Raw genomic sequence first — 15,626 nt, forward strand, 5'->3', positions numbered from 1 at the left:
GTTGGTATATCAATTTTTATAATCGCAATCGTATCTCAAATGTTGCCTAAGCAACTGAATAAAAATAGTCCAATTTATTGACTTCTGAGCATCTTACAGTGAAGTTAACATCACGAACTAAACGTCCTACGTGGTGATTAATTTGCATAATAATTTCTCCTTTTTTGATCCAGTAAACAAATAATTGGGGTTAATTGGTTAGTTAAATAGTCTTGGATATTATTTGGTAGTTTAAACACGGGAATTTGGTTGCCAGCTTCAGAATAATGAATGCCTTTCAGGACTGTACACAACCGACGTAATGATTCCCTAAGCAATCGTCAAACAGCTCACCTTTGACTTTCATCTCACTTGATTTTAAGCAGACAAAGGCTTGCTTTTTTGTTGGTTGAACGAGATTATTTTTTAATTCTTTAACGAGAATGACGACATATTTAGTTTTTTGTAGCTCTTGTAAACTTTTCTCATCCAACAGCGTTGATTGTCTGACTTTCATAATCTCTTCCTTTCGGTCTTGCAGCTTCATGAAATGGTAAATGATACCGTTTCATCAAATTTTTAATGACTTTAAATGATTGATAAGAGGTACGGTATAACCTCACTGCGCCATCACTTTCTAATTCATGATTTTCAATTGCTTTGATCACTTTTCGGCTGAGTTCACCTGATGAGTTAGCCACAAAAAGTATGTCTGAGTTGAAAAAGTCTACTGCAATAAATACGTTGTATTGGTTTGCCATTATATCTCTCCTCTCTCCAAGTTAAAGTTAAAATCCTGATACCGATTGAGTTGTTGTGACCGCAATTTTCAAACGATTGTCAAAACCACTAGCAAAATATTTACCATATTGGCTGATATCAATCAGATGGTCGCGCATGTAATCTACTTGTTTGAAACCAGTGTTTAAAAGCAACTGTTTTATGGCAACCTCACCTTGTAATTGCTTTTGCAAAGTCAAAATAGAATTACCTTTTTCAAGTTCGTTCGTCAAAAAAGTGATAGCCACGATCAAGAGCGCGGACAACAATTTCTGCTTGTTGGGATGCATTCAAAAGTAAATCAGGAATCAAACCTTGGACTACACTTCTTAATTCAGGATTGTTTTGAATGATTTTGCCGATTGCTATAAACGATTGTTGAGATTTTTTTGAATTATTATTAGTCTTTATTTCATCCTCATCAAAAGAATTGGTTTCAGTTTCACTCAAAATAGTCTCACTATTCTCAGTCTCACTTGACTGTCGTTTTGACAGTTCTTGAGCTGTCGTTTTGGAAGTTCTTGACCTGTCATTTTGAAAGTTCCGGAACTGTCGTTTTGACAGTTCCTTGTCCCCCAAGGGATTAGCCCTGTGCATAACTTCAATATCAGCATTTATGTTGCCAACGTAAAGTCTGTTTGGTTTATTTTACCCTTGTCGTTCTTCTTCAAGGAGACCAAAATCTGCTAGTTCTTTTTTCAAACTAATGACTTTTTTCTCGCCAACACTAAGGATTGTTTGCAGGTCACTGTTCTTGTAAATCAAGTAAACATCACCATTTTTATCAATCCAATTATTCTTAATGGACAACAAGAAACGATCACGCAGAATTGCATAAGCCATTTTTGTTTCAAGTTTCATTTCGGCATAAAATTCATTTTCAAACAGTGCTTTTGGAATTTTATAGAATCGTTCATTAGTTTCGACTTGATCTCTACTAACCCGTTCCATTTTCCTGGGTGTATCTTGATCATTTGTCATCAGCAGTCCCCTCTAATGTCGCAACAATCTCTTCAAACGGTACATCCATAATTTTGTAAAATTTTATGAATGTCGTTAGTTTTGGATTGTAACTCGGATCAGTTTCAGCTTTTGAAATCGTCGCTGTTGACAATTCCCCTTTTGATTTCACGGCCAATTCCAATTGTGTTAGTCTTTTTCGTTCCCGATAAGCTTTTACAATTGATCCAAAAGAATGTTCCATTTTGTCTCTTTCTCCCTTGTCTTAGTTGTCAATTTCCATTGATTTTATTACCAATAAGAAACCGTCATGAAGACGGTTTCTTAACAACTTCTTAATATTTAGGCTGTTTTTAAGCAAAAAAAATAAGCCCACACAGGACTTATGAGCTTTTAAAATAACGAGTGTTACAAATACGTTACTTCATTTCAAATTATTGACTTTGGAATTTTAGTAAACTGTGTAATCCCTTGTGCGCCAACGTATCAACAAGCCTCTGTTACGTTAGATTATGCACGGTACACATTGGAACCACGTTGTTGTGGTGATGACGGTGTCGCATAATATAACTTGATTTTTAGTTGTTTCTGGACGTACTCTAAAAAGTCCCATGAAATAAATTCAGAACCATTATCGGCTGTGATTGTGCGAACCGCTTTACCGTAACGTTCATAAAACAGCTTAAAGGCATCAATCATATCACTAGATTTTTTACTATGAACCAGTATCGAGTCTTGCGTTCAGTCAGTGTCATAATGGCTGTGGTATCTTGATAACGCTGATTATTCATTTTAGCTGGCAACACTAAATCAATTTCCCAATGACCAAACTGTTTACGACTTTCCACAACTTGTGAACGATCAAATATCGAATGGCGGACTAATTCTCCGTCATTTTTTAGTTGCTCGCGCAAACGTGCAATTTCACGTTCCTTATCACGTTTAGTTTGTGCCACATCCCGTTCTTTGGGTGTCCCATTTTGACGATGATATTTCTGTTTCCGAATATTGATAAGTCCTTGCCTAGACCATAACCTGATCACTGATGCAGAAACATCAACATCTTGCACATTACCAGCAATTTGCTCTGGCGTCCAATGTTCAACATTAACCCAAGTTTCAATGATTTCTTTTAATTCTGGTGTCAGTTTTAGACCAGTCCCCATTTTACTGCGCTTTTTCAAGGCGATATATTGTCCACGTTGTGCCGAATACTTGATACGTGCGTGTATATCCATATTCAACAGTGTTCGTCTATCTAAATGTGAGAAATCAAGCGTATTGCCACGGTGTAATTCACGTAATATTGATGACGGCGTATAGCCTAAACGTCTTGCGATATCTGCTTGTGTCATTTTCTCAATATTCCACAAATATTCAATCATGTGACGTTGGTTCTCATTCAACCGTGGTTGACGTTTGCGTTTTTGTGTTGTTTCATCACTCATAAAACATATTTGCTCCTTAATTATGATTATTTTAGTCTAGGTATTTACCCCTTATAACAAGTTTAACATTTCACAATGTTGCTTATTATTTTATTTTTCATCATAAACTTTTTCATAGCTTTAAAAATAACTGTCATAAATATTGACTTATAAATCAAAAAAAAAACTCGAAATTATGTTTCGAGGTTTTTTCACTAGTTTAGATGTTATTTAACGCGACCATCATCGTCGGTTAAATTACTGGCTGTTTCTTTAACCGAATTAACACCATCAGAAGTTTTTTCTTTAATTGCACTTCCCGCATCGGAAACTTTGTCTTGCAATGTAACTCTGGAATTCTTATATTCGGCTTGAGTTTGAATATCAATAATTTGAACATTTAACTCGACTAACTTAAGACTAGTTGTTTTCTCTAGCTGTGTTTCAATTACTTTAATTAATTCTTTGTAGATATCATGCGCATTATGACCAAATTCCATAATGACATCTAAATCAACAGCAACTTGCTCTTTGCCAACTTCCACGTCAATGCCATCAGTTGGATCATCACTATTGACAATCTTATTTTTAATATTTGAAACGAAACCACCATCTACGCCGAGAAGACCTTTAACGTTTTCGATGGCGTAACCAACAATTTTCTGGATAACTTTGTCATTAAATGTTAATTCACCTTTAACATCTGTTGACGCACTTTGTGTGCCCTTGTTTTCTGTAACCATAATAACTTCCCTCCTACGTTTTATATAAACAAATTAAATTAGTCAGTATTCTTGACTGCTATTTTCGTTTGAAAATTCGTACTAATGGTGTGAAATCAAAATCATACTTGTCCAGCCAGTAACCACCTGCACTTGCTAATACTGTTACCACTACAATCCAAAAAGTACTAGCAAAGCCAACGGTCATTAGTAGAGTTGCTAAGATAAAGCCTAGAACACCAAATAGCCAACTATTAGGAATTTTATTTTTCACTTGGATTCCTCCACTCTACTACACGACTCGTGTAGACTTCTTTTTGTGTGAACTACTTGACTGTTTTTGATTGACTTTAATATTAAGCTCTATTTTTTTTTCATCTATTCCAGACAGTAACTCTTGAATTTCACTTGTCAATGTATGCTTAATTTCTGGTAATTGTTTGATAACATGATTTTTATATAATGAATCAGCTGTGATATCAAAACGATTAATTTTCTTGGTGTTTTTAAAATCAACCTTGATATTAGACATGCTATAGCCGGAGAGCCTTGTAGTTATAAAACTAATCACACCCTCATTACTAAGAGAGAGTAAACCTTGTTTATTCTTTTCCAGCAGAATACCTTTTTTCTGAGCAGGTATCAACACAATAATTACCAAGACTAATACAGTCAGTACCAGTAAACTTATCTGAGCAATATTTAAAAACTCGTGTTGATTGATTGAACTATTAGCAGATATCTTAGCAATAAAATCATTTGTGACCGTAATACTTTCTGGCCAAATAGTCATTGACAGTACAAAAATATAAATCAAACACAGCAAACCAAGAAAAGATTTGTGCCATCTTTTCATAAAATAGTCTCTTTTCTTATCATGCGTGATTGTTTCAAATATTAAGTAGCGCCACTTAATACTGCAAATATAACATAACTAAATATTTTTGTAAAACAATATACTCAAAATCTTCAACATTCGAAGTTTTTAGTACTTACTTTCTGTCAATTGTCTTTTTGCTTGATACAACTGTTCCTCAATCTTATTCAAACCACTTTCAGTGTTGCGATCAGTTCCCTTAACCAGTAAATCTAAATCACGATATGCAAAGGTTAGCTCAATTGATTTTGAAACTAAATCTTGTACCTTAGATGCTAATTCTTTGTTAAAAAAAAGCACATCTCCGTATGTTTGAGATTGTGCTTGCCTGATTTTGGCTTGTAATTGCATTGATACGCTTAACGTTGTTTGGAAGTTTGGCGCACCAGCTTTGAATTGAAAGCCTTGTCTATCACTTTCTAATGTTTGGTCGAGTTGACTATATAAGTCTCTAAATCGTTCTAACTGCTTAATATACAGCTCTAATTGTTCTGGCTGTAACCATATTTTTGTTGCCATCTTATTTATTCCTTTCACTTTTAAATGCAACCAAAAAAGCTAGTAGCTGTTAAGCACTAACTCATTTTGTGGCTAATTCTTTATTGTTGAAAAACTTCTCAATTTTTTTATATTTTCAGATAATTTCTGAATTTTTTACCATGTATACTTTCTATGCAAAATAAACTATGCTTAATAAATTTCATGATATGATTAACGAAAAAGAGGTATTAGCAATATGGTAAAAATTGTTCTTTTAGATGGCTATGAGTTAAATGACGATTTAGATTGGGATAAGTTAAGATCTGTTGGCGACTGTACTTTTTATGACCGTACCAATACAGCTAATGAAAAAGAAATAATAAACCGAATTGATGGTGCAGAAATTGTTATCACTCACAAAACTCCTATAAATGACTATGTCATTTCCCAATCTAAAAACCTGAAGTATATTGGAATTATGGGTACAGGTTATGATGTTATTGACCTAGAAAGTGCTAGTAAGCACAATATTGGGGTAACTAACGTTCCAACCTATGCTAGTGATGCGGTGGCTCAATTCACTTTTTCTCTCTTACTTGAAGTGACTGGACAAGTTGGACTACATAACCAATTAGTTCATCAAGATCATTGGTCACAAGGACCCGATTTCACTTTTTGGGACAAGCCTTTATATGAATTAAAAGATAAAACATTAGGTCTTATTGGCTACGGTCATATAGCTCAAAAAGTAGCAAAATTAGCTCATGCATTTGAAATGAATGTAGTGTTCTATAATCATCGTCCTAAAAAAATAAAAGACAATTGGCTTAAACAAGTTTCGTTAGATGAATTATTGAAAACGTCGGACGTTATTAGTCTACATATTATTCAAACTCCTCAAACAATCAACTTAATTAATAAAACAACACTGGCTAAAATGAAGTCTACTGCTATTCTACTGAATACTTCAAGAGGAAAACTAGTTAATGAAAGTGATGTGGCAAATGCTTTGAATCAAGATCAACTGTACGCTTTGGCAACTGACGTCGTCACCAAAGAACCAATTCAAAAAAATAATCCCTTACTTAAAGCTAAAAACTGCTATATAACCCCTCACATTGCCTGGGCGCCGTTTGAAACACGCGAAAGACTGTTATCCATTACAATATCTAATTTACAGACATATCTGTCGGGCAGCATAGTTAACAGTGTAATTGAAAGAAAAAAATAGTCAATTTTTAACATATGAAGTGCTGTGATATTTTTTCACTACATAGCATTATTGAATGAACGCAGGCATCTTCATTTTTTTCGGTTTTAAATGCAACCAAAAAAGCTAGTCTCTTTTTAGCATTAAGCCATTTTGTGACTAATCATATATATTTGTACGAACCGTTAAACCTGTTTCTTTACGAATTTTTTTGATAATTTCTGGAATTTTTTCCGTATAGGTACTATCAAATTGCGCTATTTGTTGCGACCTTGTAGCTTTGCCAATTTTATACCATTCAAAGAATATATTGACCTTTTTTGAGTAAATTTGGTCTACAACTCTCACTTCATATATTGTGTTAGGTTGCTTAGCAAACATTTCTTTAATATCCCCAATTACAGCATCAATTTGATTCATAGCTCAAACAGCTCCAGTCGTATGTATTTACTATAACTAGTATACGAACACCTGTTCCCTTAGTCAATAGTTAAACACTCTAATTTTTTAGGGTAAATACTGTTTATCTTTGCCAGTTTCATCAATAATTCGTAATGGCTCACTATAAATGTGTCGGGTACTCATACCCCTAGAAGTCCGTCTAGGTGCTGGGTACTCTTTTTGTAATTTACGCATCACATCGGCCAGACTATTACCAGTCATATACTCATTTCGTGAATGCCAGCCAACTGCTTTATACATTGTCATGCCCCCTTTTCTTGCTCATCATCTTCGTTATATTTTTTAGTTGGCTTTTCAAAGTTGATATTTAACTGCTTGCTTGCCTGTGTAATCGCATTCTTAGTAGTTGCCATAACCAGTTTTTCATGTTCGGCAGAAAGTTCAACAGTATTGATTGCTTCAATAATTTTATGCCAATGTCCTGTTTTCTTTAATACTGCTAGACTAGGCACAACCGATTGTAAAATCCACTTTTCAATACGTTCAACACTTTGCTTTTTTGGCTCTCTAACAAATTTCATTTTCTTACCTAAAGCAGTTAATAGCGACCAAGCAGGCATCGGCTCAACTGTCGCTTCAATTTCATCACGCACTGTATCTGATTTCAATTGTTGGTCTTCAATTTTGCAATTAGTAAACCAAAGGTAGCTGTACAAAATATCAAAAGTTATATCCACCAATTTTTTATCATTGTTAAGCCACTCATCAAGGACATACTCTGCTTTGTCCTGATGCAATTCTAATTCGACACGAGTTTTAACATCAGTGTCATAGCCTTTATTGGCTTGTTCTTTGTGTTTGTCATAAGCACGAATAACAAATGGTGACTTACCAAAATCAACTGTCCAGCCGTCATCAACATTGCCATGAACCGCATAAGACTTTGATTTACTCCAAAAACGCTTTTCCTGTACAGCTTTAACAAGGTCATTCATGTTCAGCAGACCCCATTTATCATTGATTGCAATATCTAATCGTGTTAGATGCCCCCGATATAATCGTGCCTTTGCAAAAAAGTCATGCCAATTCATACTCTGCTCTAACAAAGCTTTTTCAAACAGTCGTGTGCCTTTACCAGTTAAATAAAGCGTTGTCCCAAATTTTTGATCCATAGCTTGTGTTTCTGGGTTTTTCACTGGTGAAAAATCTTGTATGTAAATATTCTTTTCGCCAGCAAATGCCATTTCACGAGTATAGAAGTTTTGAGACGTAGGACGTTCTAAAAACAGATTTTCCTGCAATCGCAACACATCAGCAATCACTTGCTTTGAAGTTAAATCTGGGAATGTCAATGATACCCAATCAAATTGTACTTCGATACTTTCTGCTAAATCTGGATAAGCTACTAACAACTTATCAATAAAAGTATCTGTGATACCTTGTTCTTTATTTTCAATACGTCTGATTGTCTTTTCGTTAATGCCCATAGCATTCGCTAACTCTTGTTGTGTTACCCCAAGAAGTTGTCGTATCAATATTAAATTCTCATTTGTCAATTCTGGTGCATTTAAATCTTGTGCCATAGTGTTTTTTCCTTTCAATAGTTGGTATCGACCAACATTTTTCAAATCAGTTAAGTTTTTTAGTTCAGTTGAGACGTTGCTTTGTAATTTTGCATCAGAGTGTCTAATTTTTGCTTTAAAGCCTGATAACTCATTGCCAATAATTTCGTCAATTGCAATCTCACTACCGATGTTAGGCAAGTCTCCCAACTCAATAGCTGATACGGTTACGTTATAAGTCTCAACAATTTCATCATTCAATTTCATACCGATCATGATAAGCATTTGCAACGATAACCGTAAACTATGTTGTGTTGTCCCTAGTAGTATAGGTGTATAAGCTTTTGGCTCATTGTTAATCGTTATCATGTCGGCTTTCCTTTCTCAAAATGTCCGATTTGACGTTTTCAATCGGACATTTGCTTTTTTTAATCTAAACGGCTTTATATCGGCGTTTGTTCCCCATATTGGGTTGACGCTTTCAGCGTTTTTACCGGTTTAACCCCCCTGTTAGTAACTGGGGGTTAAAGCCTTTTTGGTGACTTTATTTTTGGCGCATGTGCCAGTCGCTGACACACACTGGTCGTGTGTGCTTAACCACGACCACGCACCTTGCCCCCTTAACGCTTCGCGTTGGGGCAAGGCGTGGCACTGTCTCTTCGCTGGTCGATACGAGCCACGCCAAAACCAAAGTCACTATGTACATAAAGCCCCGGTCTCTCACAGGACATTTGCCGTAAAAAGCTAGGGCTTTAACAATGGTTACTTACTTGATATGTGACAATTGATCCAGCAGACCTTGAATGTCTTTTGTACGATTGACACCGTGTGTTTGCAAAGACTTAGCCGTACCAAGCAAAAAACCTAAGTTCTTGCGTAGTTCTGCGAAATAAGGTGTCAACATTGGACTAACAGCACGCAGCTGTTCTTCATCTGCCATTGTTTTCTTAAGTTCTTCACTTAGTTGAGCAAGGTGTTCAAGTCCACCTATCTTTTCAATTGCCTTCAAATCTTCAATTGCTTGAGCGGACAAAGATTGAATTTTTTTTAACTTCTAAAGCCATATTTTTTACCTACTTTTTTTTTTAAACTACAAATATTTAATTAACAGCAAAGCCAAACACAGAGACTAAGTGTTGGACTTCTTGCGTGGTATTCCATTTTTTTGTTTTCCTAACTTCAAATCAGATATTTTAATCTAAATATTTTTTATATTCTGAAATATCTCCTTTGCTTGACAAACTTTCTTGTTGATGTTAAATTTCTAGATAAGTCAATATTGATGTTTTTAAAACATCTGTGATAGCCCTACATAAGTGGCATAGATTGGACATTGTCAATGCGATGCCCTCTTTTTTATGCACTTTTTTCAAAGATTAGAAAGGAATGTTATTCTGATGACATCTCTACAAAAACGAGCACTAATATTACTGGTTGGTTCACAACTTTTAATCATGTTAGGAATTGGATTGATTATACCGGTAGAACCCTACATCAAAGACGATATGGGACTTACTGCCACAGATATGGGAATCATGGCAGCGCTATTTGCTGCTGTGCAATTTTTAGCTTCCCCCATCATTGGCCGTCTCTCAGACAAATTTGCTCGTGTACCCCTAATTGCCATTGGTCTACTACTTTTCTCTATTTCTGAGGGACTATTTGCTCTAGGAATAGGACATGAACTTTGGCATTTAAATGTGGCTCGGGCTTTAGGTGGCCTAGCTGCTGCATTGTCAATTCCATCTATTACTGCATTAGCATCAGACATGACCACCAGTTCAAATCGCGCAAAAGTTATAGGTTGGTTATCAGCTGCTTTTAGTGGTGGCATTATTTTAGGCCCTGGTGTGGGAGGAGTCTTGGCAAACATTGATCATAAATTACCCTTTTTTGGATCTGCTATTTTAGGAGCTATTTCTTTTCTAATTTTCATTATCTTCATGCCAAATGAAAATAAACTACGTAATAAACAAATAGAGACTTCATCTGACCATACAAAAACTCCAAAAAATAATTTTTGGAGTTTAGCTTTAGTTATGTTGCTCACTATGATTTTAGTTTCTTCTTTTGGACTAGCAGCCTTTGAAAATATGTTTAGCCTATACTTTCATGACGTGCGTGGCTTTAATCTTAATGAAATTGCAGTCTTTCTAATTGTTAATGGTATTTTATCGCTTATTTTCCAAGTTGTTTTCTTTGATAAACTGGTACGATTCATGGGCGAATTAATGATTATAAGACTCAGTTTTCTTTTTGGGTTCATTTCGATTATTTGGATTCTATTTTCACAACAAAAGTGGGAAGTATTTATAGCAACATTAATAGTTTTCGTTGGATTTGATATCCTACGTCCTGCGATAACAACTCTGTTATCCCATATTAGTGATTCTCAGCAAGGATTTGTTAATGGACTAAATATGTCCTTAACTAGCGTTGGGAATATTTTTGGTCCCATTCTTGGAGGCATTCTATTAGATCTGAATAGTAATTTACCTTATACCTTTGTTGCGATAGTACTAGCCCTAGCTACTTTTCTTACTTTTACAATTAGGTTTAACACTATTCACAGCTAGACCAATTAAAGTTAACATAAGACATGCTATACAAAGTAACGCTATATCAACGTTTACAGACACTAAAAAATAGGTCATTTTTAAAAGCTTTCACAAAGTCCTCCAAACGCCTATTTCATCACATTACTTTTTAAATTTCACAAGTCAATTAATTTTAGACCAATTTTTAAAAAACTCAGGAATGATAAACACTACCATTGTGTTATACTGATTAATAGTTAGTAGTTAAAATACAAAGGAGAAAGCAATGAAAATATTAGTTATTGGCGCAAATGGACGTGTTGGTCAAAAACTGGTCGAATACTTGTCAAACAACAACCACGAAGTCTTAGCTGGATCTCGTCATCCAGAAGAGTCAGATAAATCTAAAAATATTAAGACAATTCCCTTTGACCTGCATGACAGTGTTGAAAACTTATCCAAACATTTAGAAAAAATTGATGCCATCTATTTTGTGGCTGGATCTCGGGGAAGGGACTTACTACAAACTGATGCATTCGGCGCAATTAAATCAATGAAAGTCGCAGAAAATATTGGAACCTCACGTTTTGTAATGCTAAGTTCTTCTTATTCCTTAGATCCGGAAAAATGGCAAGACCCTGAAATGAAAAACTTATTGAATTACAATATTGCTAAATTTTTTGCAGATAATTACTTAGTTTATCAAACACAATTGAACTACACAATTCTGCAATCTACGGCCTTAGTTGACGTACCCGCAACTGGTAAAATTAGTATCGATACAGATTCTAAGTCTCAAAACTCGATTGAAAATGTTGCTTTGACACTCGCCGATGTGCTTGAGCATGATTCAACAATCAAAAAAGTTTTTAGAATGAGTGATGGTGATACACCTATTGCTGAAGTATTATCCATTCTTTGAATAAACTAGTTTATTTCACTAAATAGTTTGCTAATTAACTTGGTTATTCAAATTTTCCTATCAAAATATTTTGGTTTTTATCTTTCTACATCGTACTTTACAAATTATGTCCAGCCTCAAGTCCTATTTTATTAAAAAGTGGCTTGAGGTCTTTTTTGATATAAAACGCAATTCTTATTATTCTAACAACACCCTTACTTTATTTTCAAAGCATTTTTAATCAACTATTTATTCTGTTTCTTTAATATTTGTTTACGCATGTATTCATGTAAATTAAAATCTTTTGGTACCTCTGGTGCAAAGAATGACCTGACTTGACTGTCCCCAATCTTAATAAAGCCCCACCCTTTCAAAGGCGATGACAAAGGGCGAAATTGCTTTTCATTATCAGGAAACACCATTTTTTCAATTTCTGGTGTTGGCACACCCATATTAATACGCATATTCAATTGGTTACGTACTGCCATTGGCAAAGAACCCGCATCAGGTCTCTGCATACCAATCAAAATATAAAAACCAAGTTCACGTCCCAACATAGCTATCTCATTCAAATTAGACATTGCTGTATCATAGCTTGCTTTAATTGGGTCATCATAAGCTAACCGATCATTAATTTCAACAAACGCCCCAAACTCATCAAAGATTAAAAAGCAAGGCTCAAAATTAAAGTCCTTATAGGTGCCAATATGACCTGATGCCTTTAATTCTTCCATTCGTGCTGCACGCTTCATCATTAACTGATAATACTTAATCACGGCATTGCTAATTTCGGATACCGTACTATGAACACGTCCCTTTAATTCATCAACATATTTCAAACTAGCCAGATCAGACCGTTTTGGGTCGATAATATCAACATACTTAGCAACTTGTAACAACTGTCCGATAATCGCAAACATGCTATAAGATTTACCAGTACCAACGTTACCTGATATTAAAGCATTGTAGAAAGTATCATATTTCCAATCAATACCCTTTGAAATCTGCAATAATCCTTTTTCAGGTTTCAGTTCTTCTAACTGTCGTCTAAACTTAATCGGGTCAAAAGCAAAGGGCTAATCATTTTATTTTTACTAAATTCAGTCGTCTGTCTATCAGCAAGTAATGCTGTTTCAACCACATTATCAAACTCATTTTTAGAAAAACTTTCCATGTATTTCTGGCCGTCTACTGGCTCTTGTAAAATCAGTTGCCCTGTGTTGTGTAGTACCTTTAATTTCAATTTCGGAAAGTAAGCGATAAATGTCCCATTGTCATCACTAGCAGTATCAAAGAACCCTTTGGAAATAATCAGCAAGCATATCATCTGGCGTAGTTCAACTGTTTTCAGGTACTTTGAAATAAAGTCCGAATGTTCTGGCGCATAGTTCTTGTAAAACCAAAACACGCCCCAATCAAACAAACTAGTCAATAAGATACTCAAAAAAATAGGCAACAAATACCACCAACTATATTTTCCTTGCATCAATGATTGAAAAATATTCGAATACCAAAACGCAAAACAAACAGTGACTAAAAACCAAACAAAAAGCAAAGCCCTTTTAAATAAAGTCTTTGCTAAATACTGATCACTATATTTAATTGTTTTAAACATTATGCTCCTATCTGAATCATTATTATTATAAATATTTTGACATACAAATTGAATTACTTAGTCCGTCATAGGGTGGATAATTATCAATTAACTGATATTTCATTTTCGTGTAAAGTCGGATTGCTTCATTATTATTTTTACCGGTTTCTACAATGATTTTTTTATAACCATGGGAATAAGCCTGGGACTCTAACTTGTTAATTAATTTAGTTGCTATACCAGCGCCTCTAGCTATGGGATCAACAAATAATCTTTTCATTTCTAATACGTCTTCAGAATAGGTTTTGGTTGCTACACAACCAATTGCCTGTCCTAGATTATAAGCAACAAAAATATCTGTTAAATCACTAATCGAATTAAAAACATGATATTCATTTTTTTCTGTACTTTGAATACCACTGTTGAAACTAGATAATGTATTGTCGAGAATTTGAACCATTCTATTAAAATCCTGATCTGTAGTATTTACTTTCTTAATTTTCATAGATATACTCCATCAATGTGTCTAAATTGTATTTTAAAGCAATAGTAACATTGATTAGTCTCAGTTAATTTGAACAATGTTAACTAAAATAACATTATGAGACTTGCTATTTCATACTTTTGTTGTAATTTATACACATATTTGTGTCAAAAATCATTTTCCAATTTTTGCATCTCATCATTGATAACATTACTATACATTTGATGTGAAAACTCATTTCTAAATCGTTCAAATTTTGCATGACAGCCCTTAATTTCATTCAAAGTAAGACTGTGCTGGTCGGGATAAGGGCTATCACTCGCATAATCTTGCCAAGTAATTTTGCCATTCACATTGATAATTGCTTGTGCCAATAACAACACATTTTTTCGTGTCATGCGATATTTTTTAAAAGCACTAGACATATATTTACCCCCGACTATTCAAGTAATCTCTTAATTCAGCATAGGTATCGTTATATTCTAAATAGACACTAAACACACCCATAGTGTCATAATAATAGCCTGACTTAACTACCTGTCTTACTCTTCCAACAAAGTCTTCCAAAGAGGCATCATGACCAATCAGAAGGTCTCGCAATTCTGGCTCAACTCCTGATGCCACTAATTCTAAATACTTACTATGAAAATACTGATAGGCTTTCTCTGCTCTTTGTAGAACTTCCCTTGTCACATATTCTCCCTCTTCATAACCTAGCGACATCGGCTGTAAATCTGCTATGTTAATACTAACTTTAGTCATCAACCATACCCCTATTCTTAACATCAAAGCGCACGACATCTCGTTTTTTATCCAAAATAACTGTGATTGTATAATCACTAGCTTCAATTTTTAAAGTAAGTTGCTTTTTATCAAAAACGGTTACTGTGTTACCAGTAATTACACCAGTTTTATCTTGAATATCTTTTGATAAATCACTAGCTTGTGGCATCATAAACCCTAAATCTTTCGTCTTATAAATTGTCTTCCCCAAATCATCTAACGCTTCAAAATCTCGATTGTGGCGGACATACAAAAGGGTAATACCAAAACCAAAGATCAAAAATAAAATTACATTTCCCATACTGTCCTACTTTCTAAGCATACTTTTCTTCTAACTTGGCACTCTCATTTGAGTTAACCGTCTTTAAGGCAGCCGTCCATTCATCAAATAACGAATGAATAACTACCTTACCAACTCGACCATAAATATCCCGAAACAAACATTGTCCCTTTTTCAAGTTAGCTAACATTTCAATATTTGCTTTGTTCACTGGTAAATTAAATTGTTTCAAAATATTTTCACGGTCATCAGAACTATCAAAGGCAAATAATTGACCATATTGTCCGATACTTTCCTCATCATCACTGTCCTTGACACGTTGTGTGGCATAGAAAACAGCGTTGTTTTCAGAACGACCCAACCGCTTGATGCTATCAAAGACATTCTTACCAGCCTGTGAAGTCGTAAATATCCAAGCTTCATCAATCATTTCCAAACTAAACTCATCTGGGTTGGCTCGACCAAACTTTTCCAGATATTTTCCAAGTGCTAACATCAAAGCCATTGAATACTTTTGCGTTTCAGTATAAGTACGGCTATCTTGCTTAGCATTGGGTTGCTCAGAAGTCAATAAATTGGACTATTTTTATTCAGTTTCTTAGGCAACATTTGAGATACGATTGCGATTATAAAAATTGATATACCAAC

21 protein-coding genes and 3 pseudogenes are annotated in these 15,626 nt (G+C 34.7%); 3 read left to right on the forward strand and 21 right to left on the reverse strand.

From position 1 onward, the window contains the following. Nucleotides 1-277: 277 nt before the first annotated feature. The 11 genes and pseudogenes from IAE53_RS11455 to IAE53_RS10985 all read right to left on the reverse strand — a co-directional run bounded on the left by IAE53_RS11455 (nt 278) and on the right by IAE53_RS10985 (nt 5,264). On the reverse strand, nt 278-496 hold the full coding sequence (locus tag IAE53_RS11455; RefSeq protein ID WP_233610758.1) for a hypothetical protein: 219 nt from the start codon (nt 494-496) through the stop codon (nt 278-280). After that, nucleotides 465-740, reverse strand: coding sequence for a hypothetical protein (locus tag IAE53_RS10950; protein WP_147651565.1), 276 nt, complete (start codon nt 738-740; stop codon nt 465-467). Before IAE53_RS10950 ends, IAE53_RS11455 begins: the two co-directional genes overlap by 32 nt. A gap of 27 nt (nt 741-767) precedes the next feature. Next, nucleotides 768-1,007 (reverse strand): hypothetical protein, encoded by a 240-nt coding sequence (locus IAE53_RS11460; RefSeq protein WP_234456360.1) that lies wholly within the window; start codon nt 1,005-1,007, stop codon nt 768-770. After that, nucleotides 976-1,209 (reverse strand): hypothetical protein, encoded by a 234-nt coding sequence (locus tag IAE53_RS11465; protein WP_233610760.1) that lies wholly within the window; start codon nt 1,207-1,209, stop codon nt 976-978. The genes IAE53_RS11460 and IAE53_RS11465 overlap by 32 nt, the downstream gene beginning before the upstream one ends. Before the next feature lie 198 nt (nt 1,210-1,407). Continuing rightward, entirely contained in the window at nt 1,408-1,740 is a 333-nt protein-coding gene (locus IAE53_RS11470; RefSeq protein ID WP_233610761.1) for a replication initiator protein A, read from the reverse strand. Beyond that, nucleotides 1,730-1,963, reverse strand: coding sequence for a helix-turn-helix transcriptional regulator (locus tag IAE53_RS10960; RefSeq protein WP_147651567.1), 234 nt, complete (start codon nt 1,961-1,963; stop codon nt 1,730-1,732). Before IAE53_RS10960 ends, IAE53_RS11470 begins: the two co-directional genes overlap by 11 nt. A 272-nt stretch (nt 1,964-2,235) precedes the next feature. After that, nucleotides 2,236-3,167 (reverse strand): annotated as a pseudogene (locus tag IAE53_RS10965) (IS30 family transposase); the annotation flags it as partial. A 206-nt stretch (nt 3,168-3,373) separates the two neighbouring features. Continuing rightward, nucleotides 3,374-3,889: an Asp23/Gls24 family envelope stress response protein gene (locus IAE53_RS10970; protein ID WP_139968719.1), complete on the reverse strand. Its 516-nt coding sequence runs from the start codon at nt 3,887-3,889 to the stop codon at nt 3,374-3,376. 58 nt (nt 3,890-3,947) lie between these two features. After that, nucleotides 3,948-4,142, reverse strand: coding sequence for a DUF2273 domain-containing protein (locus tag IAE53_RS10975; protein WP_139968718.1), 195 nt, complete (start codon nt 4,140-4,142; stop codon nt 3,948-3,950). A gap of 18 nt (nt 4,143-4,160) precedes the next feature. After that, on the reverse strand, nt 4,161-4,724 hold the full coding sequence (gene amaP, locus IAE53_RS10980; protein WP_139968717.1) for an alkaline shock response membrane anchor protein AmaP: 564 nt from the start codon (nt 4,722-4,724) through the stop codon (nt 4,161-4,163). 129 nt (nt 4,725-4,853) lie between these two features. Then, a complete protein-coding gene (locus IAE53_RS10985; protein ID WP_139968716.1) occupies nt 4,854-5,264 on the reverse strand; it encodes a hypothetical protein in 411 nt (136 codons plus the stop codon). Nucleotides 5,265-5,481: 217 nt separating this feature from the next. On the opposite strand from IAE53_RS10985, the gene IAE53_RS10990 reads away from it, so the two are divergent. Continuing rightward, nucleotides 5,482-6,456 (forward strand): D-2-hydroxyacid dehydrogenase, encoded by a 975-nt coding sequence (locus tag IAE53_RS10990; protein ID WP_139968715.1) that lies wholly within the window; start codon nt 5,482-5,484, stop codon nt 6,454-6,456. A gap of 138 nt (nt 6,457-6,594) precedes the next feature. Here the strand turns inward: IAE53_RS10990 and IAE53_RS10995 are convergent, their stop codons facing one another. The 4 genes from IAE53_RS10995 to IAE53_RS11010 form a co-directional block, all read right to left on the reverse strand. Further along, nucleotides 6,595-6,855, reverse strand: coding sequence for a hypothetical protein (locus tag IAE53_RS10995; RefSeq protein WP_139968710.1), 261 nt, complete (start codon nt 6,853-6,855; stop codon nt 6,595-6,597). A gap of 87 nt (nt 6,856-6,942) precedes the next feature. After that, entirely contained in the window at nt 6,943-7,137 is a 195-nt protein-coding gene (locus IAE53_RS11000) for a hypothetical protein (protein ID WP_147651569.1), read from the reverse strand. 2 nt (nt 7,138-7,139) lie between these two features. After that, complete coding sequence (locus IAE53_RS11005; protein ID WP_200136507.1) at nt 7,140-8,768, reverse strand: replication initiation factor domain-containing protein; 1,629 nt, start codon at nt 8,766-8,768, stop codon at nt 7,140-7,142. Between the two features lie 397 nt (nt 8,769-9,165). Next, the gene (locus IAE53_RS11010; protein WP_233610762.1) at nt 9,166-9,432 is read right to left on the reverse strand and encodes a hypothetical protein; all 267 of its coding nucleotides are present in this window, start codon (nt 9,430-9,432) and stop codon (nt 9,166-9,168) included. A gap of 364 nt (nt 9,433-9,796) precedes the next feature. On the opposite strand from IAE53_RS11010, the gene IAE53_RS11015 reads away from it, so the two are divergent. Both IAE53_RS11015 and IAE53_RS11020 read left to right on the forward strand, forming a co-directional pair. Continuing rightward, nucleotides 9,797-10,975 (forward strand): MFS transporter, encoded by a 1,179-nt coding sequence (locus IAE53_RS11015; protein WP_147651574.1) that lies wholly within the window; start codon nt 9,797-9,799, stop codon nt 10,973-10,975. Nucleotides 10,976-11,222: 247 nt separating this feature from the next. Beyond that, a complete protein-coding gene (locus IAE53_RS11020; protein WP_147651576.1) occupies nt 11,223-11,858 on the forward strand; it encodes an NAD(P)H-binding protein in 636 nt (211 codons plus the stop codon). A gap of 224 nt (nt 11,859-12,082) precedes the next feature. On the opposite strand, the pseudogene IAE53_RS11025 reads toward IAE53_RS11020, so the two are convergent. The 6 genes and pseudogenes from IAE53_RS11025 to IAE53_RS11050 form a co-directional block, all read right to left on the reverse strand. Continuing rightward, nucleotides 12,083-13,452, reverse strand: a pseudogene (locus tag IAE53_RS11025) (cell division protein FtsK). A 25-nt stretch (nt 13,453-13,477) separates the two neighbouring features. Next, nucleotides 13,478-13,936 (reverse strand): GNAT family N-acetyltransferase, encoded by a 459-nt coding sequence (locus IAE53_RS11030; protein ID WP_147651578.1) that lies wholly within the window; start codon nt 13,934-13,936, stop codon nt 13,478-13,480. A gap of 146 nt (nt 13,937-14,082) precedes the next feature. After that, nucleotides 14,083-14,340: a hypothetical protein gene (locus tag IAE53_RS11035; protein ID WP_200136508.1), complete on the reverse strand. Its 258-nt coding sequence runs from the start codon at nt 14,338-14,340 to the stop codon at nt 14,083-14,085. 4 nt (nt 14,341-14,344) lie between these two features. Then, the gene (locus tag IAE53_RS11040; RefSeq protein WP_233610763.1) at nt 14,345-14,608 is read right to left on the reverse strand and encodes a hypothetical protein; all 264 of its coding nucleotides are present in this window, start codon (nt 14,606-14,608) and stop codon (nt 14,345-14,347) included. Between the two features lie 61 nt (nt 14,609-14,669). Next, a complete protein-coding gene (locus IAE53_RS11045; protein ID WP_200136510.1) occupies nt 14,670-14,999 on the reverse strand; it encodes a hypothetical protein in 330 nt (109 codons plus the stop codon). 13 nt (nt 15,000-15,012) lie between these two features. Next, nucleotides 15,013-15,534, reverse strand: a pseudogene (locus IAE53_RS11050) (ATP-binding protein); the annotation flags it as partial. Nucleotides 15,535-15,626: the final 92 nt, after the last annotated feature.

It is taken from the genome of Leuconostoc sp. S50 (assembly GCF_016624925.1).
In the GTDB taxonomy this organism is placed as follows: Bacteria; Bacillota; Bacilli; order Lactobacillales; family Lactobacillaceae; genus Leuconostoc; species Leuconostoc pseudomesenteroides.